The sequence below is a fragment of the Tritonibacter litoralis genome, assembly GCF_009496005.1.
GTDB lineage: Bacteria > Pseudomonadota > Alphaproteobacteria > Rhodobacterales > Rhodobacteraceae > Epibacterium > Epibacterium litoralis.
The window spans coordinates 43,874-68,770 of sequence record NZ_WIBF01000009.1; the positions used below are offsets into that span (position 1 = coordinate 43,874).

A 24,897-nucleotide genomic window follows, 5' to 3' on the forward strand; every position below is an offset into this window, starting at 1 on the left:
CACCGGTTTCACACTGCCAGAACCTCGGTCTCCACCTCTTGGATCATCGCGTAATCGGTAAAACCGTTTGCTCGGCGGCACTCTGGTCCGACAAGATCAGTGCGGGCGCGAAATTCATCTGCGGTAAACCGTGGAAAATATGCCATCACTCAAAAGCCTCCGAGGTGTGGAAACACAGGACACACATCATCCCAATCGGGCGCGCCCCTGCAAATAAAGTGTGTTCAAAAGGTACTTCAGATTGGCGGGCGCTTGACCCAAAGCCGAACGCGCATGGGTGGCCGCCGTCGCAAATTCACCCGCCATGCGATAGGCACCCGCCAATCGGTGGTGGTGATGGGCCAGCACGCCCGGATACTGCGCGATCAATGCATGGTGCTTGTCCAGGATATAGGCCTGCGCCGCCAAACGTTTCGCAGCGTTGCGTGTGATAGAGTTGTCAGACATGCGCTGCACCACCAGATCCTGATCCACAAAATCCACGGCACCCTGCCCAGCCACGCGCAGCATCAGCTCCCAATCGACCAGGGCCTGCAGCGCCGTGTCAAAACCGCCCACCGCGTCAAAGACGTCGCGCCGGATAACCAGCATCTGGGTCGACAGAAAGCTGCGCCGCGCAAGGCTTGGCAGGATGTCCCCGTCCAAAGGCGAAATGGCGGGATCGGGAAATCGGTCTTGGACGGGGGTTTCAGGGTCGGCGTCCGCTTTGACCTGCATTCCGCAATAAGAGGCCACAAAGTCTGCACGGGCCAGGCGCGCCATCTGCTGTTCCAGCTTTTGCGGCAACCAGATGTCATCGCTGTCTTGGAACGCGATCCAAGGGGCCCCGTTGGACAACGAAACCCCGTGATTGCGTGCTGTACAGACGCCCTTGTTGGGGTTGCGTGCGCACCGCAAACGCGGATCGTCGATCTGCTGCAGCATATCCCAGGTGCCATCGGTTGAGCCATCGTCCACCGCAACAACCTCAAGATCGCGAAAGCTTTGCGCCAGCACGCTGTTTACGGCCTCTTGGACCGTGTCTTCACGGTTGTAACACGGGATCACCACGCTGACGCGCGGGGTTGGGTTATGGCTCATCAGAAGGAGACTCCGGTTCGGGGCTCTGGGCGGCGGACCGGGCAGGGCGAGCATAGGTCAGGGGGCTCCGCTTGGGCTCGGGTTTGGAGATTTCTGCTGCGGGCGGTTGGGGATCAGCGACGTGACGGTTGCGTAAATTGCGCGGGGCAAAGCGGCTGTAGACCAGCGCGCCTGTTTTGGCGTGGGTGGAAGTGTCCTGCGTATTGTCCGTGGTGCCCTTTTCGGACCGGCGCTCAAAGATCCAGGCCCCGGCCCCAAGGTAGAACATCACAAACACCGCAACGGTGCCCCAGATATGGACGGTCACAAGGGTCATCATCAAACCGACCAAACCAATCAAATGACCGCGCCTGAGGCGGTTCAGGTCACGATCATCGATCTTGATCCGGGCGGTACGCCACAGGTGCCACACAAAGGCGCCCAACATCAGTCCCAGACCCACCAGACCATAACGGATCGCGTTCAAGAGCCAGAAGTTATCAATCGAGGCCGTCAACCAGCTGGGTCTTGGGTAATCATTGAAGCCCAGTCCGAAAATGGGCGCGCGCATCACCGCCGCCGAGCCGTATTCAAAGATGATCAACCGGGTCCAGCTGTTGTGGGCGCTGAAGGTGACCGAGGTGATCAGGATCTCGATCGGGGTGCGGTTTGAGGCCAGATCCAGCAGGACATAGCCGCCCACCGTCAAGGCCAGCAACAGTTTCCAGCGCCCGTTGGTCATCCAGCCCCAAATCAACAGCATGGCCTGCAGTGCAATGCCCAGTAACGGGGCCGAGGACAGCGCCGAGAAGGTCGAATAAAACATAACCGACAACGTCAACAGCAAACTCCAGCGGCTGCGGGCCAGCATCCACAGATTGGCAAAGGTCATCGCACAGAACAGACCCCACAGAATGGGATGTTCAAAGACGCTATAAACCCGCTCTAGTCCCAGGCGCCCATGCGCGCTGCGGTTGCGTTCGATCGATTGCACGCCAAACGTGTCACGCAGGAAGTCAGGGATCACCAATTTTGCTGTCAGGTTTTCGATGACGGTGAACGGCAACAGGAACACAACCGCAGCCACAACCAATGCAAACACCAAACGGTAATCACGCGCATTGCGCACCAAGGCGCGCCCCACCAGATAGCCGCCAACCGTTTCCACGGCCGTAATACCTGCAAAAGGAATGCGCGCGGTGCCATGTACTTTGACCAGGGCCACAATCACCCACAGGCCTGTCATCAGGATCAACCAGTCCACCGGGGTTGCTGATCCAAATCGTCCGGCCAACAAAAGCCCGGTCAAAGGCAAAACCGCCAACAACAAAAACGCCCGGTTGGGCGAGATCAGAAAACCACCGATTTCCTGCCCGGCCGGGATAAAGATTGTCAGAATGAATAACACCAAAACCGGCACATTGGTCAGCGTGTCGCCGGTATTGACCTTCTGGCGTTGCAGGCCCTTTTTCATCCTTTCGACGCGGGATGACATATGAAGACCGGCTTCGGCCATCTTAACCGCGTCCCTTGGCCGAAGGGGCAGAAAACCCTGCATTAGGCTCTGTCTTGGGTGCAACCGATAGGGTTTGCTTCACCATCCAAATCATTCTCATCAGCCGCAATCGCCACAGGATCCACAAGGCGCGCCCGCGTTCCTGGGGTGTTAATTGCGGGGCCCGCAGCACCCGAAGACTGTGCACCAATGCGCTTGGCCCCATCAAAAGCGCCCGAAGCCCCCATTTCAGCCGCGCGCCTGGGGTGTTACCATTCACGCCAAAGCCCTCATCCGTCAACCGCCGCCATTTCTTTGCCAGCGCCGCCCAGTCGGACCGGGTTGGATGCGCCACATGTAACCCCTCTGCATAGACCAAACTGTATCCCGCAGCGGTGGCGCGATGACACCAGTCCAGATCCTCCGAAAGCCCGGCCACCAGCGGCCCCGTCGCCGTGAACACATCGCGCCGGGTCAAAAGATTGGCCGTCACGGAAAAGCCTTTGCGCGTGACATAGGCGCGATTGTCAAAGGCAAACACCGCCTCAAAACTCTCGGCACCCGAACGCGGCGCGGGGGTTTCGTCAAACACGGTGATCCGCCCGCCCACAACATCACCGGATGCACTGGCCGCAAGCGCCTGTTGCAACCAGTCGGGCTGGGGCACGCAATCGCAATCCAGGAAAAACAACAACGGCGCGGTGGTTTCGGCCACACCGCGATTGCGCGCCTCGGCGGCGCCTGGTTTCTCTTCTACGATCAGTCGCAGATCGGGATAGGCCGCATAAAGCGGTGCCAGATCAATAGTCGAGTTGTTGTCGACCACCACCAGCTCTCCGTTTTGTCCAGCCATCTGCGGGACCAGCGCGGCAAGGCAGCGCATCAGCCGGTCCAAATCATTGTAATGGGGGATAATGACAGCGAACTGTGGGAACATCAGACATTCACCGTATTGGTGCCGATTTTGGCCCGCAACGTGCTGGGCACGGGCAGCCCCAAAAGGCCCCGCAAACAGGCCATTGCTGCACCGGGATTGCGCTGTACCAGCAGCTGCACCACCTTGGCCGCCGTATAGGCAAAGGCAAAAGGCAGGGCGCGCGGATGGTAGCGGCGCATGAACCGCATCCGCGAACGCGCCATAAAATAGGAGGACAAGGGCGACACCGCCTGTGTGGTGGTTTTCGACCCAATGGACGCGCCGCCTACGTGATGCACCACCGCGTCAGGGGCCAGATACAGTCGCAATTCCGGGTCATCGCCACGCCGCAGACACCAATCGGTTTCCTCGTAATACAGGAAATACTCCTCGGGCATGTACCCGACCTTTTGGATGAATTTTTTGGAGACAAACATATGCGCCCCAAAGACAAAATCCACGTCACCTTCATCCGGAAAGGCGGTTTGATCTGCCTGCTTTCGATTGTTCAAAAGCGAGCAGATACCAGTCCAGCGATTGACCCGTCCGCCGTCGCTTTGAATGATATTCTGATCCGCGCCATAGCACACCCGCCCGCCGATGATCCCAAACGATCCCAGCTGCCGCGCGCGCGTCTCAAGGGCTGCGGCAGTATCGGGCAGGGCCACGGCATCCGGGTTTAAAATCCAGATGTAGTCCACATCCGCCATACCCATAAAACTGCGCAACCCGTGATTTACGCCGCCTGCAAAACCATGGTTCACGCCAAGCGACCATAAAGCGACCGTGCCCGGATCGATATTGTCCGGCTGGACGTCATAACGTGCCAACCGATCCGACAGGCCACCCGCTGCCAGCACCGCTGCGGTATCCTCGCTTGACCCATTATCAACCACCAAAATCCGCAAATCTGCGCCCCGGCTGGACAATAGGCTGTGGATACAGTCCACCAACAGTGGACCGGTGTTAAAGGCAACCAGCACAACCCCTGTTGTCACGTTAACGGTTCCTAAAGTCGAAAAAAAACATGAGCTCCATATACTTGGTGTACAAAGCCCCTGCACCCAGTCAAGAGAAGCCAATGTGCTTCATACTGAATTCCTTAAACCGTCGTTAAAACACACATCAAAAAAACCGTGGCGTAGTTTGAGAGATGTGCGGTCTATAATTTAACATAATCATGATTACGCAAGACGCGACCTGCGTTAGACACCGTAATACGCGCGGTACCACTGCACAAACCGTGCAACGCCGGTGCGTAAATCTGTGTGCTGCTGCGGCCCGGTCAGTGCTTCCAGCAATGTGGTATCGGCCCAGGTGGCAGGCAGATCGCCCGCCTGCATCGGCAACAGGTTTTGTTGCGCCACGCGGCCCGTGGCCGCCTCAATCGCTGCGATAAACTCGGTCAAGGCCACAGGTTTCGAATTGCCCAGATTCACGATCCGCCAAGGGGCCGCAGGCGACAGGCTGTCCTGCGCGGACACCGGCTTGTCGATCTCAGGCACTTGATCGATCAGCGCAGTAATCCCCGCAACCAGATCGTCGATATAGGTAAAGTCCCGCTTCATATCGCCGTGATTGTACACATCGATGGGCTGGCCGTTCAAAATGGCACGGGTGAATTTGAACAGCGCCATATCCGGTCGCCCCCAGGGGCCATAGACGGTGAAAAACCGGAACAGGGTGATCGGCAGATTGTAAAGATGTGCATAGGAATGCGCCATCGCCTCACCGGCCTTTTTGGTGGCGGCATAAAAGGACAGCGGGTGGTCTGACGGGGCGCTCTCCCCATAGGGCATCTGGGTGTTGGCCCCATAGGCCGAAGAGCTGGAGGCCAGAAGCATATGCCGGGGTGGATAGGCACGCGCGGCTTCCAGCAATTCAAAGGTGCCGCTGATATTGCTGTCCAGATAGGCGCGCGGATTGTCGATAGAATAGCGCACCCCGGCCTGCGCCGCCAAGTGAATGACCACGTCAAACTTGTGGCTGGCAAAAAGATCCAGCAACAGACCAGGCGCTTCGACCGCGCCTTCGACAAATTGGAAATCCCCCTCAAGCTGGGTCAGGCGGTCCCGCTTGAGCGCCACATCATAGTAATCACTCAGCGCGTCCAGACCAACCACGCGATAGCCCGCAGCCATCAGGGCCTGACAGCAATGAAACCCGATAAAGCCGGCGGCACCGGTGACCAAAGCCGTTTTTGCCGCTGATCCAGGCACCGATTGTGAGCCGCGTGTCATTTGGGACGTCCTTTAAGGCCAAGATCGCCCAGATTTTGGCGATCCTTTGATTAAGGCCTGCTTGAACACCGCTGATGCGCGGAAGGCAAGCCCCCTTTCACGGGGCTTGCAGTGCCGTGATCTGACGCGCCCAGATCAGCGCGCCTTAGGATCGCGCATAGACATCCTCATAGCGGATGATGTCGTCTTCGCCCAAATAGCTGCCGGTCTGCACTTCGATCAGGACCATCGGCACCTTGCCTGGATTCTCCATCCGGTGCACCGCACCCAAGGGGATATAGACGGATTGGTTTTCCGTCACCAGTTTCACCGTATCGTCAACGGTCACCTTGGCGGTGCCTTCGACCACGATCCAATGTTCCGAGCGGTGGTGATGGCTTTGCAACGAAAGCGCCGCACCCGGGTGCACATGGATGCGTTTCACCTGGAAACGTTCGCCGATGACCAGGCTTTCAAACCAGCCCCAGGGGCGGTGATCCTTGGGGAATTGCACTGCCTGTTTGGCGGATTTTTCCTTCAGCGCGGCCACGGCCTTTTTCACGTCCTGGGCGCGGTTGGCATCGGCCACCAGAACCGCATCAGGCATCGCCACAGTGATGATGTCTTTTAGTCCGATGCCGACCACTTCCAGGCCCGCGTCTTCGGATCGCAACAGGCTGTTTTCACAATCAATCGCGGTGGCATTGTCTGAGGTCACAACCCCATCTGCGTCGGGCGCGCTTTCGCGCCAGACCGCATCCCAGCCGCCCAGATCGGACCAACCGGCCGCAAAGGGCACCACTGTGAGGTTCTCTGCCCGTTCCATCACCGCATAGTCGATGGAAATGTCATCTGCGCCCGCCCAGGCCGCAGGGTCCAGACGCAAAAAGCCCAGATCGGTCTGCCCCTCATCCACCGCCGCCTGAACCGGCGCGATCAGCGCGGGCGCATGGGCGCGGAAGGCCGCCAGGATGGCTTTGACCGAAAACAGAAAGATACCTGCATTCCACAGATATTGCCCGGACGCCAACATCTCCTCGGCGGTTTGCAGATCCGGCTTTTCGACAAAGCGTTTCAGCGCCAGCGGGTTGGGCGAAAAATCACCGGGATCTCCATCCAGCTCAAGATAGCCATAACCGGTCTCCGCATGGGTGGGTTTGATACCAAAGGTCACCAATTGCCCGGAACGCGCCGCCGCTTCGCCCGCAGCAACTGCCGCGCGGAAGGCGTCTGGATCCGGCACCACATGGTCTGATGGTGCAACCAGCATCAGACAATCGGGGTCGGTTTTCTCCAGCCACAGGGCGGCGGCCAGCACCGCAGGCGCGGTATTGCGCCCCTCGGGCTCAATCAGGATGGCGCCTGGGTCAATGCCGACCTCTTGCAGTTGTTCCGCAACGATAAACCGGAAATCTGAATTTGTGAGCACCAGGGGCGCCGCATAACCGTCCCCTGTCAGGCGCTGACTGGAGGCCTGAAACAGCGTGGTGTCTCCGACCAAAGGCGCAAACTGCTTTGGATAGCTCTTGCGCGACAAGGGCCAAAGCCGGGTGCCTGAGCCACCACATAACAAAACAGGGGTAATTGTCATTTCGTTCTTCCTGCCAAACAACTTGCCACTCATTCCTAAATCACCGAGGCCAACGGCTCAAGCGCGCATTCAAAGTATTCTTACCAGCTTTTGAATACACGCATAGCGGTCAGATTTTGCGGTGTGTTTCTCTTCTGCCTGTCTTTCTTTGGAGCGCCTTAACCCAGGCATGAAAAAAGAACAAAAGGGAAACAAACGAGGCGCTGTGTGATGCCACAAGAGGTCCATGATTATCGATCCTTACTGACGAAGGGAGAACTGTCCTGGCATGCTGGCGACGGAATTCTGCGATATGATTTTGTGAATTCAACCCCACCGGCCTATTATCGGTCCGGGGGACAATGGGAAATTGCCGGGACGGTTTTTGGCAATGCGGACCGCTTTGCCATGGATGCGCGGGAACGGGGGATGATGGATCTGGCCGTTGCGCGCTGGAATGAGGTGGCCGATATCAATCTGGTCCGCGGCGGCGGGGATTCCGCGGATATCGTCATCGGCAGCGCCGCGTTTCGCCCGGGGCTGTTTGGCCTGGCTTATTATCCCGACAGCGCCGCCCTGGGGCGATTTCCCACGCGCCATGGCGATATCTGGCTCAACCACGCGTCAGATCAGCAATACATCCCCGGCGTCGGGCCGGTTTTGGGCCACACCAGCTGGTACACCTATTTACATGAATTGGGCCACGCATTGGGGCTGAGCCACCCGAATGATCGCCCCAATGATCCAGACAGCAATGCAAAATACACGGTGATGTCCTATGTGGACCACCCCTCGCAACGCGCCCACAGCCCCTCTGACGCGGCTTTTCCGCTGACACCGATGGTATGGGATATTCAGGCCGTTCAGGCGCTTTATGGTTTCAACACAGACACCCGCGACGGGACCACCGTGTATCTGGGCAGCGGCGCGGGTTTTGATCCGCAGGCTGAACGCGCCTTTCAATATGGGTCCGACGGTTTGACCCTTCGGGGGGCAGACGGGCGCATCCGGGATGTGATCCTGACGATCTGGGATGGCGGCGGCGAGGATCTGCTGGATGCCTCTGATTTTTCCCAAGATGGCAAGATCGATCTGCGCCCCGGACAGTTCTCCTCATTGGCGGGAAAGGTCGACAATATCGCCGTGGCGGCCAGCCAGCGGGTGGACGGGCACGTGGTGAATTTTATTGAGCAGGCCTGGGGCGGCGTTGGGCAGGATTGGATCTCAGGCAACGCCACCCACAATACGTTGCGTGGCGGGGCCGGCGATGATGAGCTGCGCGGTTGGGCCGGGCGGGATACATTGGATGGCGGTGCAGGTCAGGATTGGCTGATCGGGCACCGGGGGCGCGACCTGTTGCGCGGCGAGGACGGGAATGATCGGTTGGAAGGGGGCGCGCATCGGGACCGGTTGGTCGGCGGCCAAGGTCAAGACAGGCTGGCGGGCGGTCAGGGGCATGATCGGCTGCGCGGCCAAAGCGGAGACGATCGATTGTGGGGAGACACCGGCAATGACCGCCTGTGGGGGGGACCCGGACAGGACACGCTGAACGGTGGACAAGGTCAGGACCGGCTGGTGGGTGGCAGCGGCAGTGATGTCTTTGTGTTTGTTGGCGGCGCTGATGAGGTCATAGATTTTTCCGTCGGCCAGGGTGACGTCATCGATCTCACACGGGCCGATGGGATTGACGATTTCTCGGCGCTGAACAATGGCCCGCTTGCAGAGACCGGGGCGGGTTTGCTGATTACCGATGCTGATGGCGACAGCCTTTTGCTGCATGGGATAACCCGCGCAGACATCAGCGCCGAACAGTTTCTGTTTTAGAGACAATGCGCGTGTTTGGCTTAGAATAGGAAATCATCCTCCTCCAATGACAGCCCGGCCAGGCCGTCCAATATAATCTGACCGGTGCCAATATCGACGATCAGGTCATTGCCTTGGTGGCGCATTTCCAAATCCTCAAATCTTTGGGCGCCTTTGCGACCCAAAAACCGCAGGTGCAACAGATCCTGACCCTGGACAAAATCCAACACGCGGTCGCGCCCATTGCCATTGTCAAAAATGAAGACATCGGCCCCCAGCCCGCCGCGCAGACGGTCGTTGCCATTATTGCCGCGCAACGTATCGTTGCCCTGCTGACCTTCCAGAAAATCATGGCCGGCCTGCCCAAACAGCTGATCGCGCCCATTTCCGCCGCGCAGGTGATCCCCATGTCCTCCCCCTTCCAGCCGATCATGTCCAGGCCCACCCCAGACATCATCGCGGCCGCCATGGGCTTTCAACGTGTCGCGCCCGGCACCGCCGTGAATGGAATCGCGCCCCCGATGTGACAGCACCAGATCGTGACCGCCATTGCCCTGGATCGAATCGGCCCCGGCTTTGCCTTGGATGGTGTCATGACCCGCTCCGCCCCAGATGCGGTCATTGCCTCCGTCGCCCCAGATCCGGTCAGAGCCGCTGCCACCGCGCAGTGTGTCCGCGCCGCTTCCGCCGCGCAATGTGTCCTGACCTGCCTCTCCCCACAGCCGGTCGAGCCCTGCGCCCCCCAGCAGACTATCATTGCCGGTTCCGCCCCACAGGAAATCATCGTCCCCGTCCCCCCACAGGCTGTCCGCACCAGCATCGCCAAACAGGGAATCCTGCCCCGCCCCACCGACCAGCCGGTCGTGGTCGCCGCCACCGCGCAGGGTATCCGCGCCGCTGCCGCCGTCCAGTTGGTCGGCGGCACTTCCCCCTTGCAACAGGTCCTGCCCCGCCTCTCCCAGCAGCTGCCCGCCACCCTCGCCGCTCTCAAGGTGGTCATTGCCATCACCACCGTTGAGGCTGTCAAAACCCGCACCCCCGCGCAGGTGATCGTGCCCATTGCCCCCGTCCAGCCGGTCATCGCCCGCGCCGCCGTCCAATTGATCATCGCCCAGACCGCCAAACAGCGCATCCTGGTCGATGCCCCCAAACAATTGGTCCGCCCCGGCACCGCCTTCCAGCCGGTCGGAACCGGATCCGCCTTGCAAACGGTCATTGTTCTCTCCCCCCAGCAACGTGTCTGCACCATGTCCACCCAACAGAAGATCGCGCCCCGTGCCCCCGTCCAGAACATCCGCACCGGACTGACCATCCAGCGTGTCATTACCTGCGCCGCCCGCGATCGACTCGTCAGCGTCATCTCCGAGCAGGGAGTCTGCCCCTGCCCCACCGCCCAAGGTCGAGGCTGGCAGGGTCTCTCCGATGGGCAAATGATGGGCATGGTGCCACCCGGTTGGCCACAGATCCGCAAGGGACAGCCTTCGACCGTCTTGGCTCAGAACGCGGATCTCAAGCCCGTTCCAGGCCAGATCGATCCCATTGCTCCGTTCCGAGACATGCAGCTGCGCAAGGCCCCGCAGCCCGTCCAATAGGCTCAGATCCAGCTGATCGACACGGGGATCAAAATCGGTGATGGTGATCCGGTTGCCCCCTTGGGCGACGATACCGGACTGGGCGACAAAGATGTCCGCCCCTGCCCCGCCCGTCAGCCGGTCACCCGCCGCGCCCATCACCAGCATGTCATCACCCGCGCGCCCCTGGATATGGGTTGCGGTGCCATTGCCCAACAGCACATCATCCCCTCCCGTGCCCGCCACGGAGCCCCCGGTGGCCGTCACAACCTGCCCCAATTCCGCGCGGCTCAGACCATATTGGGCGATGCCTTCCCCATCCTCATTCAACCCACCTTCAGAGGCGACAAAGATCACAACCTCATCCGCCGTCACATAGGTTTCAAGTGCGGTGACGTTATCCAACCCCTGCCCTGTGGCATGCACCGCCTGTGCCGCTTGTACCAATTGCCCGGTGGGCAACAGCCGAAACAGCTCCATCCCGCCATCCCCACCGGCGGCCAGCACAAAGGCGTGACCATCCACAACAAAGCTTTCGACCGCGCTGACGTGGCCAAACCGGCTGCCGCGACTGTCGATCAAATGATCCACAAGGGTCAGGTCACCGCCGCGCCCAACCTGCAGCAGGCTGAGACTGCTGGTGCCTGCAGCGCCCAAAACGGCCCAGGTGTCCCCATAGGTAGTCAACGTCGTCAACGCGGTTGGGGTGGCAACGCCCAAGCCATCGGCCGTTCCCAGTTGATCCGACGGGGTTAATCCACCCGTGCCAGCCGCAATGCGAAAGCTGCGCAGCCCACCCAGTTCAGGATCCGCCGCCAACAGGACCTGCGCGCCCAGGATGTCTGCTACGTGCAAATCTGTCACCTGATCCAGCGCATAAGAGGTGGCCGCGCCGCCGCGTGAAACAGCCGTTGCACCGCCGGTTTCATCAATCCGCCAGCCCCGTAAACTGCCGTCCGCCAGCGCATAAACCAGATCTTGGCCCTGGCTGGTGGTGCTGGCCAAAACCCCAACCTGCCCCCCAGATGCAAGCCCGGGCAAGGTCCAGCTGTTGCGCGCTCCGATCTCTCCGGTTTCATCCACCAGATGGCTGTCCAGGCGGTTGTGCAGACTGTTTGCGAGCAGAATGCGCCCGCCCTCAGCGCCCAGCACAACCGCAGAACCGGTGCCCAAATGTGCACCCTGATGCGGTCGGTAATCCCGTTCGGTCAAATCATCGACACCAAACACCCGCAGACCGCCGCCAACCCGTTCAACCGCCACAAGTAACGGCGCAGTCGCGCCTGGCCCTGGGTCAGCCACCAGCACCAAATCTGCGACCCCCTGCGCACTACTAAACCCGTCCAAAAACCTCAGATCCATCCAGACGTCCACCTGCCACAAAATTGCCCACCTTCAGCAACTTGCAGCTGTGTTGAGGCTGGAAGCGGAACTGAATTGCGGCGAGACCGTGGACATTGTCCTTAATCTTAAAACAATCCGCCCCATCTGGGCCGCGGTTTGATCCCGGTTTGTCCCCGCAATGCTTGTGTGTGGCAAAGGGGCGTTGCAGGGGCAGCGCACGCCCCTTTAGCGGGCTGTTGATCTGGCTCTGGCACATTGGACGCCCATCACAGACTTGTCCCTGATCCCAGCCGGAGCGCGTCTCATGCCTGATCTCTCTGCCCGCCTTGACCTGCCATTTATTCTGCCAGCGCAGGCCCAGAAACATGTCACTCATAATGAGGCGCTACAGCGTTTGGATGGGTTGGTTCAACTGGTCGCGCAGGAAGTCGAAGCCGAGACACCGCCGGTCGATCCCACATTGGGAATAACCTTTGCACTGGGGTCCAACCCCATTGGGATCTGGGCCGGGAAGGCCGCGCATATTGCCATCTGGCAGGGCACCGAAGCCGGCGGTGGCTGGCTGTTTCTTGTGCCACAACAAGGCTGGCAGCTGTGGGACATCAGCAGCAGCCAAATGCGCGTGTGGGACGGCACGGGCTGGGTACCCCTGCCCTGTCATGCAACGCCGCAAATTGGTGTGAACACCACTGCGGATGATACCAATCGTTTGGCAGTCTCCGCCCCCGCGACATTGTTCACCCATGCAGGCGCGGGCCATCAGGTCAAACTGAACAAGGCCAGCGCCCCGGATACAGCCAGCCTTCTGATGCAGACCGCCTACAGCGGCCGGGCGGAGATTGGGCTTGCCGGCAATGATGATCTCAGCGTCAAGCTCAGCGCCAATGGTGCGTCTTTTGACGAGGCGCTGGTGCTGTCCGCCACTTCCGACACCCGCCTTCGCATCAGCCAGCCGGGCACTGCTGGGGATCTTGTGGTGGCCCAAGCCGGCGGTTCAGATCAGTTCCGCCTCACGGCAAGCGGGGATGGCATGGCCCAGGGCAGCTGGCAATCGGGCGGTGCCGACTATGCGGAATTTCTTGAATGGGAGGACGGCAACCCCATGGGCGCAGACCGCCGCGGCCTATCAGTGACCTTGGTGGGTGAGAAAATCCGCCCCGCCAAACCCGGCGATGTGCCCATCGGCGTCATCTCTGCCACGCCAGCCATTCTGGGGGACGCCGATCTGCAGCACTGGCACGGCAAATTCATGCGCGACGCCTTTGGCTGCCCCACACAAGACATCGCACCGGATTTTGATCCCACGCAGGTTTACATTCCGCGCGCGCAGCGCCCGGAATGGGCAATGGTAGGCTTGCTTGGCAAGCTCACCCTGCGCAGCGACCAACCCACCGACCCCCGCTGGCGTCGCCTGAAACCACTGCAAAACGGGCTGGAACGCTGGCTTCTGCGGTGACAGTTCAGGTGAACTTCAGATGCAGATCATCATCCCAGGCGGCCAGCCGCAGTTGATCGCCCGGTTTGATGGCCACAGCTGGGCACAAACCACCCGTCGCCACCCATTGCCCAGACGCCACAGGAAGACTGTGCCGTTTCGCAATCTCCAGAAACTCATGCGCTGCGCCCAAAGGGCCGCCAATAACATTGGCGCTGCTGGCGTCCGCAGGTTCACCGTTGTTGAGCGCAAACTGCGCCGCAAAGGTGGTGCTCAACCTATGTGCGTCAAATGGCTGCACTGCAGCAATCCACAGATGCCCGGCCCCGGCGCGGTCACAGATCTGCCCCATCAACTCGGGTTTCAATGTTTCCGGTAAAACCGAGGCCGGAATCTCGATACCAAGTCCCATCCGTGAAAATCGCGCCTCAGGCGTGTGGCCATTGGGATCCGCAATCTCAAGCATGACTTCAGGCTCCGCCAAAGGGGCAACCAGACCAGCCAGCGAAACCTCCGTACTGTCCACGCTGACCTCTGTTATATTTAACGGTCCAACAAACACTTCTTGGTTATTAAAAACGGCGCGCGACCAAGGGTTTGCGCCGCCGATTTTCCATGCTCCGAAGGCCTCAACCTGTGCGCAGGCAATGCGATAAGCCTGCGCTGGATCCACGGCCAAATCCACTTGGACCAGTTCTGCAGGACAGCCCTTTGCACGCGCAGCGCGCAAGGCCAAAGCCACCCGATCCAGTTTTGGTTCCATCCCATCTGTCATCGTCATGTCACACTTCTAATCATTGCCGAGAAAATCAACTCAAAGCTTTGTTTATTATAGCTTTATCCGCAGATCGCCGTCGTTTTTCCTCGGTTGGGTCGTTTCATAGTTTCGAACCGACGGCTTAGAGCTTGCACCCTCAATAGGGGACCTTTAAGCTCGCCGCAATTCTGGTCCTTTCGGGAAATCACGGCTGTGGCCAGGGCGCAAGACAATATGGCGCAGTCAGATCCGCGCCTCAATAAAGAGTATTCAGCGATGACATTGCGAACCGCAATTATCGGCTATGGCAAAATGGGTCGCATCCGCCACAACGCGATGGAACGCCACGGCGGTTTTGACGTGGTTGTGGCCTGCGACACAGCCGTCGACCCAAACGCCCGCGTGCCCATGGTCACCGACCCGATGGCCGTCTATGACTATGACCCCGATGTTATCGTCTGCAGCGTTCCCAACATGATGATCCCGGATGTGGTCTGTACCGCATTGGCACGCGGCAAACATGTGTTCTCGGAAAAACCGCCGGGCCGCAACTCACAAGATGTACGCCGTATGATGAAGGCCGAAGCAGCGGCCCCGAATTTGGTGTTGAAGTTTGGCTTCAACCACCGCGTGCATGACGCCATCGAAGAAGCACACAAGCTTATTCAGGCGGGCACCATGGGTGACCTCTATTTCATGCGCGGCGTATACGGCAAAGCGGGCGGGCCGAATTATGCCCAAAACTGGCGCAACGACCCCGAGCAATCCGGCGGCGGTATCCTGATTGACCAAGGCATCCACATGCTGGATTTGTTCCAGATGTTTGCCGGGCGTTTCAACAAGGTGCAAAGCTTTGTGCAGCGGAACTTCTGGACAGATGTACCGGTCGAAGACAACGCATTCGCACTGATGAAAAATGAAGACGGCATTGTCGCCTCGGTGCATTCGTCGGCGACCCAGTGGCAACATACCTTCCGGTTAGAGCTTTATATGCGCAACGGGTTTATCTCGGTGGATGGCATCCTGTCGGCCTCAGGCAGCTATGGCACCGAGGTGCTGACCGTCGCGCTCAACCGTCTGGACCCAACCGGCAACCCGATCCCCAATCCCGAAAGCCAAGAAATCCGCTTTACCGAAGATCACTCCTGGGACAAGGAAATTGCCGAGTTCCACGCCGCCGTTGCCGAAGGTCAGCCGCTGAAATGCGGCACCTCGCAGCAGGCGCTGGATGTGATGGAGCTGGTCGAGGCGATCTATGCCGCCGACGAAGACTGGAGCGCGGCGCTGCGCAAAGACACCCTTAAAGTGATCGGGTAACGACAATGCAAACACCTGTTTTTCTGGATCACCTGCCGGATATTGATACGGTTACAGGCCAAAAGCCTGCGCAATACCGTTTGATGCGCAACAAGGCGCTGCTGGATCTGATGCTGGATGATCAAATATCCTGGCAGACCCGCAGCACCTGCCCGGCCTGCGGCGAACCTCTGGCCAAAAGCCGCAGTTTTTCCCAGTCCATGCTGGAATTCCAACGCTGCTCGGGCTGTAATACAATTTACGCCACCCGTGTGCCCGATCAGGCGACGCTGGACCGGGTGCGTCTGGGGCAAGTGGTTGAAGAGTCCGATCGCGAGTTTGAATTCACCTCTCTGCTCAATTGGGTCAGTTTGACCGAAGCCCGGCTCGAGCGGCGCCTCGACAAGGTGCTTGACGTCCGGTTTGCAACCCAAGCACTGGGCTTTGTCGAGGCCACCAAACGGCTCAGCCATAATCGTGACTGGTCTTTCCTGGCCCTGACCCCGGACAGCGATGATTTTATAGCTCTCCAGGCTGAAATTGCAGTTGCCGCCCCCAAAGCAGTGTTGCTGCCGACAGAACTGGACCGGGTCGCCGATCCGGCTGCCCTACTGCGCGCGGTCAAAGCGGCAGTGTCCCCTGGCACCGTTATTTTTGCCGCAAGCTCCTGCGCAGATGGGCTGGAGTATGAAATCCTTGGGGCGGATTCGCCAAGCTTTGTGCCGCTGGACCGGCTGACGGTCTTCTCGATCCAAGGGTTTGAGACTCTGGCCAAAAACCTCGGCTTCAAAACCCTCGAAGTCTCCACTCCGGGGCGGCGTGACGCGGTGATCCTGGAACGCTATTTCAAATCTGCAGAAAACAGCGATATCCCATTTTGGTCCAGCTTCTTCCGAGAGGCCGACAAAAACCGCCTGCGTGACCTGCAGATCCTGCTGCAGCGCAGTCTGAAATCCGGCGTTCTGCGTTTCGTGCTGGAAACCTGACTATTTATCTTGATCTAAAGGCCCCGAACACATGAGTGATTTTTTCCCAACCGTCCCCTACGACAGCTGCGCCAGCTTTGCTGGGGACTATTTTGCCACCCTGGCCAAAGCTACACAGGTCAGCGACTTGAGCGCTCTGGACAAAGTCGCCACCCTGCTGCGCGACACCATTGCAGCGGGCAATTTCATCTATATCTGCGGCAATGGCGGGTCGGCTGGCATTGCCAACCATTCGCTGTGTGACTTCCTGAAATGCGTGCGCACCGACACCGCTCTGATGCCGCGTTTCATGTCGCTGTCCGCCCATACCGAGATGAACTCGGCGCTGGCCAATGACATCTCCTATGATGAAGTCTTTGCCTATCAGCTGCAGTCCATGGCCCGCCCCGGTGATCTGGTCTGGACCGTCAGCTCCTCGGGCGACAGCCAAAATGTGGTGCGCGCTCTGGAAGTGGCCAAGGAGATCGGACTGAAATCCATTTCCTTCACCGGCTTCTCCGGCGGCCGTTCCAAGGATCTGGCGGATGTCAACGCCCATGTAAACGCCAACAACTATGGCGTGGTCGAAGACATCCACATGGCGTTCATCCACATTCTCACCCAATATCTGCGCATGACCAATATGGATGCGGGTCTGATTGCTGACCGGAAGTTCTGATATGGCATCTGGCCTGCCCGCAGATCTGCATAGCCGACTGTGTGACCTCCTGCCCCAACTGGTGCAGGAGGTTTTTGCACAAGGTTTTGACACCCTGGACAAGGGTGACGACGGGCTGGATCTGGTCACCTCGGTGGATCTGGCCATGCAGGCACGGCTCGAACAGGAGCTGTCTGCGCTGCTGCCCGGCTCGGTTGTGATGGGCGAAGAGGATTTTGCCGCCCATGACGGTGCAGGCCCGGCCTGGCTGGTGGATCCCCTGGATGGCACGGTCAATTTTGTGGCGGGCCTTCCGGCCTATGCGGTTGCTGTGGTGCTCCTGGAGGCAGGCCAGCCTGTGCTGGCGGCAGTCTATGACATCCCCCAGGGGGATCTTTATTCTGCAAAAGCCGGGGGCGGGGCGCGGCTCAATGGTCACCCCCTCACCCCCACCACCCATAAGGCACGGCTGGCGATTGTCTCCTCCGGGCTGCTCAAGGATCTGGCCGGGACCGCCCCCGCGGCGCTGGTGGATCTGCTGGGAGCCTTCAAACTGCGTAACTTCGGCAGCCAGGCCCTGCACCTGTGTTATGCGGCGGCGGGACGCGCCAGCTTGGTTGCCAGCCGTGAGGCCAAGGGATGGGATGATCTGGCCGGTGCGCTGATCGCTCAGGAAGCGGGACTGGCCTATGGCAGCTATGCGCCCTCTGCGACCCCGCGCCCCTTGGATGAAAACCAACTGAGCCTCTGCGCTGTGCCAGAGCTGTTTAAAACATATGCGCCGCTGTTTGCCCGTTCGCGCGGATAATAACAGCCGCCCCGACAAAGGACGATGAGATGAAAACCGTTGCAATGATCCCCGCGCGCATGGGCAGCCAGCGCCTGAAGAAAAAGAACCTGGCACCCCTGGCTGGTCAGCCGCTGATCACCCATGCCATCGAGAAATGCCAGGCCAGCGGGTTGTTTGACGAGATCTACATCAATTCGGAAAACGCCGAATTTGGCCAGTTCGCCCAAGAATACGGTATCAAATTCTACCAACGTCCCGAAGAGCTGGGCAATTCGGTCGCCACCTCCGAACAGTTTGTTTATGACTTCCTGAAAAATGTAGACTGCGATCTGATCATCCAGGTCCACTCCATCGCACCTTTGCTGACCGCCGCAGAGGTCAAAGCCTTTGCAGAGGCGTTTATTGCCTCAGACGCGGATGTGATGCTGTCCTGCATCGAAGACCAGATCGAAGTCGCCTATGAAGATCAGCCGGTCAACTTTACCTTTGCCGAAAAGACCAATTCCCAAGATCTGAAACCCACCCAGCGGGTCACCTGGTCGATCACGGGCTGGCGCGCCAAATCCTATATCGAGGCGGTCGAGTCAGGCTCTATTGGGACTTATAATGGCAAAATCGCCTTTTACCCCGTGGGTGCCATTTCTGGCCATGTGATCAAGACCCAGGAAGATCTGGATATTGCAGAAGCGCTCCTGAGCGTACTGGCCAAACACAAAACCGCCTGAGGATCTGGGTCATGAATGTACTTGTCTCCAACATTATGATGATCAACGAGCGCGACCGGTTTGATGCGATCCTGCGCGACAAAGGACTGACGCCGATCTGGCCCGAGGTGAACCAGTTTATGGATGCGGCCCAATGTCTGGAGTATGCTGGCCAGATCGACGGCTGGCTTGCCGGTGATGACCAGATCACCCGCCCTGTGCTTGAGGCGTTCCTGCCGCGCCTCAAGGTGATCTCCAAATGGGGCACAGGTATCGACAGTATCGATCTGGATGCGGCCAAGGACCTGGGCGTGCCGGTGTGCAACTCCCCCGGTGCCTTCCGCGATGCGGTGAGCGAATATGCCATCGGCCTTCTGCTGGCCGCAACCCGCCGTCTCGCGCGCACCGATCGGATGATCCGCCAAGGCGAATGGCCCAAAGGACGGTTTCCCGGCATGACCGGCAAAACCATGGGCATTGTCGGCTATGGTGCCATCGGCCAGGGTGTGGGCCAGCGCGCCCGCGGACTGGGCATGGAGGTGGTCGCCAATGATCCCTTTATGGCCAAAACCCTGGACCAGGCCCCGGATGGCGCACCGCTGGTAACTTTTGATGCGCTGCTGGAACAGGCCGATGTAATTTGCCTCTGCTGTAACCAGACCGAAGAGAATTATCACCTGATCAACGCCGACACATTGGCCCGCGCCCGCGACGGGGTGATCCTGTGCAACGTCGCGCGCGGCGGTCTGGTGGATGAGGCGGCTCTGGTGGCCGCACTGACCAGCGGCAAAGTGGCCGCCGCCGCGCTGGATGTGTTTGAGGTGGAACCACTGCCCGCAGATCATCCGCTGTTCGGCTTTGAAAACGTGGCCCTGTCAAGCCACAACGCCAATTCCACCGTTCAGGCGATCGAATATGTGCACGGCAACACATTGGACAATCTGTTCAAACACCTTGGGCTATAGAAAACCTCCATGTTAGCACGCGGCATGCATTACCGGTTGCAAAGCATCCGGGCTGAGGGCGGGCCAGAGGCGGATGCCTTTGACCTCGCCTTCTGGCGCGACGCCACTCATCTGGCGTTTTTTGGTGTGGAACTTCTGGTAACCCAAGGGGCCGCAACCCTGAGCCTGCGCCATCGCCTGCCCGATGGTCAGGACCACGAAATTGCGCTGCTCGAATGCCCCTATCCAGGGTCCAGCTTTAGCCCGCCGCTGGATCTTGCGGCCTTGGCCAGCCAGGGCGGCAGCCTGGTGCCGATGCTCGTCAGCCAGTCCGAAGACGCCACGTTTGACGCCTGTTTTGGCACCAACGACCAGGCTCCCTGCCCCAACGGCCATGCAAGTTTTGTCACCGAAGACGCAACACAGCGGCCCGGGCTGCGCGATGTCTGCCACACTCTGGCCTATGGTCTGGGCCTGTCTGCCGTCCGTTCCGACGCAGCAGCGCGGATCCCAACCCATCTGGCGCTCAGCAGCGGCGCGGCCGCCGAGACCGAGGAATGCCGGATCCGCGCAGATGCTCTGGCCTGCTTCCAGCGTCAGAATGTGGTGCTGCACGGTGCCGCAATGCCGCCGGACTGGCCGGTTGCGCTATTTGATCTGCGCCATGTCTACTTACATGGGCTGCCGGTTGGGGAGCTGACCGCATATATGTCGCGCTTTGCCGATCAGGGCGTGGTGCGGCTGGCCCCTTTTGGATCCGCTCCTAAAGTGCCACCCTGGCGTCCCCGCGCCGCCCGACTGGCGCGCCTACGCCTGGGTCTGCGCGCGGTCCGCACCCCATCCCGCGAGATTGTGCGCATCAAGCTGGAACAGATCCAACAGACCCGCCAATTGCACCAACAGCTGATCCAAAGCCAGCGCCAGCTGGAACAGCGCCTGCGTGACACCAACCTGTGGGAACCCGCCCAGATCGACGCAGACCTAACCCGGGCCAGTCGCACGGCTTTGTCCCTGCTGCGCAACCGCCACAAAGGTGCGCGCGCCGTGATCATCGGCAATGGCCCCAGCCTGCGTCCCAGCGATCTGGACCGGCTACAGGACGTGGTGACTTTTGGCTCTAACAAGATCTTTCTTGCCTATGAGGACACGGATTGGCGCCCGACTTATTATTCGGTCGAAGATCACCTGGTGCTGAACAACAACCGCGATCGCATCGAAGCACTGAGCGGCAGCATCAAGCTGTTTCCCGCCAACACCCGCAACTTTGGCTACCACGCAGGCGATACGATCTTTGCGCCTTTTCTGCCGCCGGCCAGTTTTGAAGACCCATTGTCAGATCCTGATTTCCCCGCCTTCAGTCAGGACCTGAGCCAGGGCATCGCCTGGGGTTCGACAATCACCTACAGCCAGATCCAGATGGCCGCCTTTATGGGGTGTTCGGAAATCATCCTGATCGGTGTGGACCACAGCTATCAGCTGCCGTCCAAAAAAATGGGCAACCAATATATCCATGAAGGCGAGCAGAACCACTTTCACCCCGATTACCGCGCCCCCGGTGAAGCGTGGCACCAACCCAATCTTGAGGTGTTGGAACGCTCTTATGCCAAGGCCCGCGACATCTGCGCGGCGCAGGGCGTGCGTATCGTCAACGCCTCGCGCCAAACCCAGCTCGATGTGTTTGAACGTGCCGATTTTGACCAGCTCTTCCCCGCACCAGGAGCCCCCCAATGAGCCCAACGCCTGCTGTTGAGATTTTTGATGACCGCGGCTGCACGCTGGGTGAAGGCCCCTTGTGGCACCCCGAACGCCAGCAATTGTTCTGGTTTGACATCGTCAACAACAGGTTGTTATCGCGCGGTGGCGATCAGGCGCTCACCTGGCAGTTTGACCGCAACGTCAGCGCTGCCGGCTGGATTGACCACGACCATCTGTTGATCGCCAGCGAAACCGGTCTCAGCCGGTTCAATCTGGAAACCCAGGCAGAAGAGATGCTGTGTGAGATCGAGGCAGACAATCCCCTGACCCGTTCAAACGACGGGCGCGCCGACCCTTGGGGCGGCTTTTGGATGGGCACCATGTCCAAAGCAGGCGACATGGGGCAAGGGACACTTTATCGCTGGCGGCCCGGCCCGGATGGCGGCACGCTGCGGGTTCTGGAAACGGACCTCAGCACCCCCAATGCCATCTGTTTTGACAAGCAGCGTGCCTGTGCCTATTGGGCTGACACCAAAACCCGCATCATCTGGCGCCAGCCCGTGGATCCCGAAACCGGCTGGCCCCAGGGCGAAAAATCGGTCTTTGTGAATCTGCTGGCAACCGCGGAGAGCCCGGAACACAAACCCGACGGCGCAGTTGTTGACGCCGACGGCTGCCTCTGGAGCGCGCAGTGGGGCTCTGCCCGCGTAGCCCGATACAGCCCAGAAGGCACCTTCCTCGACGCCATCGCACTGCCCACCGGCCACACCTCCTGCCCTGCCTTTGGCGGACCAGATATGTCGACATTGTTTGTCACAACAGCGCAGCAAAAATTACCGCAAGACCGCCCAGAATGGCTGGGTACAGCCGGGCAAACCCTGATTGCGGCGGGCCCAGAGCATTGTTTGACTGGGCAACCCGAACCTCAAATGCTCCTTTAGTGTCCCAAAGCCCATGTCCGGAACGCATATGAATACCTCTCCTTCTACACGCGCCAGAACCGCCGCCACAAAAACCCATTCTCACCGGTTCTCCCAGGTCCATGGGATCTACCCGCTGCAGCGATATGTGCATGGTTTTGGCACATCGGTGGTCAATGCCTTTGATGTTGATGTCTGGACGCGCGCCACCTGTTTGGATTGGTTGAGCCTGCGCCTGGTGGTCCGCCGCGGTCATGTCCGGATCAGCCTGCGCCAGATCTGCGCAGATGGCAGCCAACAGGATCTGGGACAGCTGGAACAAGACGGCGTGGGCACCCAGATTTTTCCCCGTCTGCTGCTCAGTGATCTCAGCGGGGCACTGCTGCCAGTGGTCGACGCCGAAAGCGAAGATGCCAGCTACGACATCCTCTTTTGCACGGACGACCAGCCGGAAACCTCGGATCTGCGCATCAACTATGTATTCTGTACCTTCAAACGGGCGGAATATGTCCAGCACAATACCCAGGTGTTTCGCGACTATCTGCGTCACCACCGCGCCCATGCAGAGGCACATCTGACCCTTATTGACAATGGGCATGACGGCAGCGCCACAGGAGGGGCTGCGGGCAGCGGAGTTAGCCCCGACGACCATGTCACCGTCTTTGCTAATAACAACACCGGCGGCGCTGGAGGGTTTGGCCGTGGCATCTATGAAACCGTCTATGGCGGATTGGCTGGTCAGGGATTTAGCCATGTCTGCCTGCTCGACGATGATATCTATTTGCATCCGGAAATGTTCGCCCGCAACACCGCCTTTATGCGGTTTTTAAAACCCGGTTACCACGTGGGAGCACCGATGTATCCCACCTCTGAAGCACAGAAAATCCCGTGCCACAGCGCCTGTTTTGGCCATCAATACTGTGCCACAGTGCATCCAAGCGACATCGCTCTCGGAGCTGAGCTGAACACCAGCGACATCCCCGCCTTTTTGAACATGGACCGCACGCCTGACAGCACCGGATGGTGGTGGAGCTGTTTTGCAGTGTCCGATGTGCTACGCATCGGCCTGCCCTATCCATTTTTTATCAAGATGGATGATGTGGAATATTCTCTGCGCTTGCAAAATGCGGGTGTGGAACTGGTGATCCCGTTCTCCTTCTGGGTCCTGCATGATGACTTCGAAGAAAAATACACTGCCGCCATGCAGTACTTCCGCTTCCGCAATCGCTGGGTCCTGCTGGCCCAACAAGACCGGTTGCAGGACACCCAAGACTTTGTACACCAATTCGATCAATTGGTCCGTGGCTTTGTTTCGGGGCGCAAATATGAACATGCGCAGTTGTTGCTCAACGCGATGGATCATTTTCTGCGCGGCCCCAGCTATCTGATCACCCAAGAGAAACAGATCCTCTCAAGTGTTTTCGCCTTGGTCAGGCAAGAGAAGAACGTCCCCATGCCGACACCGCCCGCTGGCGCACATGTGGTCAATGAGCTGCCTCTATCGCGCAATGCACGCAATGCGCGGCTGACCGAACGCACCTGGAACAACCATTTTATGCCGCTAAAAGAGCATGTGGTTATCGACACAACGCGGCCCAACAGCCCAAGCGATTGCCGTCGCGGCCAAGCCGTGAGCTATTGGAATCCACACAAGGGCCTTGGCTTTACCGTTCAGAGAGATTCTGCGCGCGCTTTTAGCCAAATGCGGGCTCTGCGCCAAATGCGTCAGCGGATCTTGCAGGAGTTTCCACGGCTCTTACCACGTTATCGCAGTGTCAAACCACATCTGACATCCCCTGCCTTCTGGGCCAGCTACGGTCCTCATAACACGCAGCCCCTTTTGACGGCCGATGCAAGGACCAAAGCACAAAATGACCAGATGCGCGCCCAGGCCCATCTGGCACAGAGCACGCGCTGCGAGGTATCAACCCTGCGCACTATGGCACCACCCAAAGATATGCCCGCCGCTGCCATCAGACGTGATGGCGTGACCTCAACGGATTTAGCCATCCTGAACAGCCTGCGAAACCGCTATCAGGGGCAACGCTGTTTTGTACTGGGCAATGGTCCGAGCCTCACGGTGGCCGATCTGGACCGACTGAAGGATGAGATCACCTTTGCAGCCAACAAGATCTATCTCTGCTTTGACGAGACGGACTGGCGGCCCACATTCTATTCAGTGGAGGATTTGCTGGTGGCACAGAACTGCCGTGCCGAGATCCTGGCCCTAGATGGCACCACCAAGATCTTTGCCGACCATATGCTCCCCTATCTGCCGCGCCAGGCCAATCACACCTATGCCCGCTGGTTGCCACCGATGGACAACCGCTCGCCGTTCCGTGAATTTTCCAATGACCTGACCAAAGGTATCTGCTGGGGCTCCACCATCACCTATTCCATGCTGCAAATGGCGGTGCATATGGGATTCAAAGAGATCTTCATCCTGGGCCTTGACCATTCCTACGTCGAGCCCAAGACCAAACAGGACGGGGCGCTGGTGTCCGAAGGCGAGATTAACCACTTCCACCCGGATTACCGCAAGCCAGGCGAAAAATGGCACTATCCAGTTCTTGACCGGCTGGAACATTCCTATGAATACGCCAAGGATTTCTGCGATAGCATCGGGGTCAAGGTCTTTAACGCCAGCCGTTTCAGCAAGCTCGAAACCTTCCCCCGTGCAGACCTCGACGAGGTTCTGTCCCAAGACATACCGTCATAAAGACGCACTGGTTCCGTCGCAAAGTTTGAAGTAGGGT

Annotated in this window: 20 protein-coding genes; 11 read left to right on the forward strand and 9 right to left on the reverse strand. The window is 59.2% G+C overall.

The features are described from left to right. Positions 1–8: 8 nt before the first annotated feature. From GFB49_RS14040 to GFB49_RS14070, 7 genes are all read right to left on the reverse strand, one after another. Positions 9–146 (reverse strand): hypothetical protein, encoded by a 138-nt coding sequence (locus GFB49_RS14040; RefSeq protein ID WP_153216552.1) that lies wholly within the window; start codon positions 144–146, stop codon positions 9–11. A gap of 40 nt (positions 147–186) precedes the next feature. Continuing rightward, positions 187–1,080: a glycosyltransferase family 2 protein gene (locus GFB49_RS14045; RefSeq protein WP_194269352.1), complete on the reverse strand. Its 894-nt coding sequence runs from the start codon at positions 1,078–1,080 to the stop codon at positions 187–189. Then, positions 1,070–2,575: a hypothetical protein gene (locus GFB49_RS14050; RefSeq protein ID WP_153216556.1), complete on the reverse strand. Its 1,506-nt coding sequence runs from the start codon at positions 2,573–2,575 to the stop codon at positions 1,070–1,072. The genes GFB49_RS14045 and GFB49_RS14050 overlap by 11 nt, the downstream gene beginning before the upstream one ends. A gap of 1 nt (position 2,576) precedes the next feature. Further along, positions 2,577–3,491: a glycosyltransferase family 2 protein gene (locus tag GFB49_RS14055; RefSeq protein WP_153216557.1), complete on the reverse strand. Its 915-nt coding sequence runs from the start codon at positions 3,489–3,491 to the stop codon at positions 2,577–2,579. Further along, positions 3,491–4,468: a glycosyltransferase gene (locus tag GFB49_RS14060; RefSeq protein ID WP_194269353.1), complete on the reverse strand. Its 978-nt coding sequence runs from the start codon at positions 4,466–4,468 to the stop codon at positions 3,491–3,493. Before GFB49_RS14060 ends, GFB49_RS14055 begins: the two co-directional genes overlap by 1 nt. 207 nt (positions 4,469–4,675) lie before the next feature. Beyond that, entirely contained in the window at positions 4,676–5,710 is a 1,035-nt protein-coding gene (locus tag GFB49_RS14065) for an SDR family NAD(P)-dependent oxidoreductase (RefSeq protein WP_153216559.1), read from the reverse strand. A gap of 145 nt (positions 5,711–5,855) precedes the next feature. Beyond that, a complete protein-coding gene (locus tag GFB49_RS14070; protein ID WP_153216560.1) occupies positions 5,856–7,280 on the reverse strand; it encodes a mannose-1-phosphate guanylyltransferase/mannose-6-phosphate isomerase in 1,425 nt (474 codons plus the stop codon). A gap of 210 nt (positions 7,281–7,490) precedes the next feature. Between GFB49_RS14070 and GFB49_RS14075 the strand changes: the two genes are divergently transcribed. Then, complete coding sequence (locus GFB49_RS14075) at positions 7,491–9,083, forward strand: M10 family metallopeptidase C-terminal domain-containing protein (RefSeq protein WP_153216561.1); 1,593 nt, start codon at positions 7,491–7,493, stop codon at positions 9,081–9,083. Between the two features lie 20 nt (positions 9,084–9,103). Here the strand turns inward: GFB49_RS14075 and GFB49_RS21385 are convergent, their stop codons facing one another. Continuing rightward, positions 9,104–11,995 (reverse strand): calcium-binding protein, encoded by a 2,892-nt coding sequence (locus tag GFB49_RS21385; RefSeq protein ID WP_153216562.1) that lies wholly within the window; start codon positions 11,993–11,995, stop codon positions 9,104–9,106. 286 nt (positions 11,996–12,281) lie between these two features. On the opposite strand from GFB49_RS21385, the gene GFB49_RS14085 reads away from it, so the two are divergent. Next, positions 12,282–13,433, forward strand: coding sequence for a peptidase G2 autoproteolytic cleavage domain-containing protein (locus tag GFB49_RS14085; protein WP_153216563.1), 1,152 nt, complete (start codon positions 12,282–12,284; stop codon positions 13,431–13,433). 4 nt (positions 13,434–13,437) lie between these two features. Here GFB49_RS14085 and GFB49_RS14090 read toward each other — a convergent pair whose 3' ends face one another. After that, positions 13,438–14,193 (reverse strand): hypothetical protein, encoded by a 756-nt coding sequence (locus GFB49_RS14090; protein WP_153216564.1) that lies wholly within the window; start codon positions 14,191–14,193, stop codon positions 13,438–13,440. Between the two features lie 252 nt (positions 14,194–14,445). On the opposite strand from GFB49_RS14090, the gene GFB49_RS14095 reads away from it, so the two are divergent. The 9 genes from GFB49_RS14095 to GFB49_RS14135 are packed head-to-tail and all read left to right on the forward strand — an operon-like array spanning position 14,446 to position 24,860. Further along, positions 14,446–15,486, forward strand: a complete 1,041-nt coding sequence (locus GFB49_RS14095; protein WP_194269354.1) for a Gfo/Idh/MocA family protein — start codon at positions 14,446–14,448, stop codon at positions 15,484–15,486. 5 nt (positions 15,487–15,491) lie between these two features. Beyond that, positions 15,492–16,451, forward strand: coding sequence for a class I SAM-dependent methyltransferase (locus GFB49_RS14100; protein ID WP_153216566.1), 960 nt, complete (start codon positions 15,492–15,494; stop codon positions 16,449–16,451). A gap of 31 nt (positions 16,452–16,482) precedes the next feature. Continuing rightward, on the forward strand, positions 16,483–17,109 hold the full coding sequence (locus GFB49_RS14105; protein WP_153216567.1) for an SIS domain-containing protein: 627 nt from the start codon (positions 16,483–16,485) through the stop codon (positions 17,107–17,109). A 1-nt stretch (position 17,110) separates the two neighbouring features. Next, positions 17,111–17,896, forward strand: a complete 786-nt coding sequence (locus GFB49_RS14110; protein WP_153216568.1) for an inositol monophosphatase family protein — start codon at positions 17,111–17,113, stop codon at positions 17,894–17,896. Positions 17,897–17,925: 29 nt separating this feature from the next. After that, on the forward strand, positions 17,926–18,603 hold the full coding sequence (locus GFB49_RS14115; RefSeq protein WP_153216569.1) for an acylneuraminate cytidylyltransferase family protein: 678 nt from the start codon (positions 17,926–17,928) through the stop codon (positions 18,601–18,603). Positions 18,604–18,614: 11 nt separating this feature from the next. Then, a complete protein-coding gene (locus GFB49_RS14120; protein WP_153216570.1) occupies positions 18,615–19,547 on the forward strand; it encodes a phosphoglycerate dehydrogenase in 933 nt (310 codons plus the stop codon). A 9-nt stretch (positions 19,548–19,556) separates the two neighbouring features. Continuing rightward, the gene (locus GFB49_RS14125; RefSeq protein ID WP_153216571.1) at positions 19,557–21,257 is read left to right on the forward strand and encodes a 6-hydroxymethylpterin diphosphokinase MptE-like protein; all 1,701 of its coding nucleotides are present in this window, start codon (positions 19,557–19,559) and stop codon (positions 21,255–21,257) included. Then, the gene (locus GFB49_RS14130) at positions 21,254–22,162 is read left to right on the forward strand and encodes an SMP-30/gluconolactonase/LRE family protein (RefSeq protein WP_153216572.1); all 909 of its coding nucleotides are present in this window, start codon (positions 21,254–21,256) and stop codon (positions 22,160–22,162) included. The genes GFB49_RS14125 and GFB49_RS14130 overlap by 4 nt, the downstream gene beginning before the upstream one ends. Before the next feature lie 28 nt (positions 22,163–22,190). Then, the gene (locus tag GFB49_RS14135; RefSeq protein WP_194269355.1) at positions 22,191–24,860 is read left to right on the forward strand and encodes a 6-hydroxymethylpterin diphosphokinase MptE-like protein; all 2,670 of its coding nucleotides are present in this window, start codon (positions 22,191–22,193) and stop codon (positions 24,858–24,860) included. The last annotated feature ends 37 nt before the right edge of the window (positions 24,861–24,897 follow it).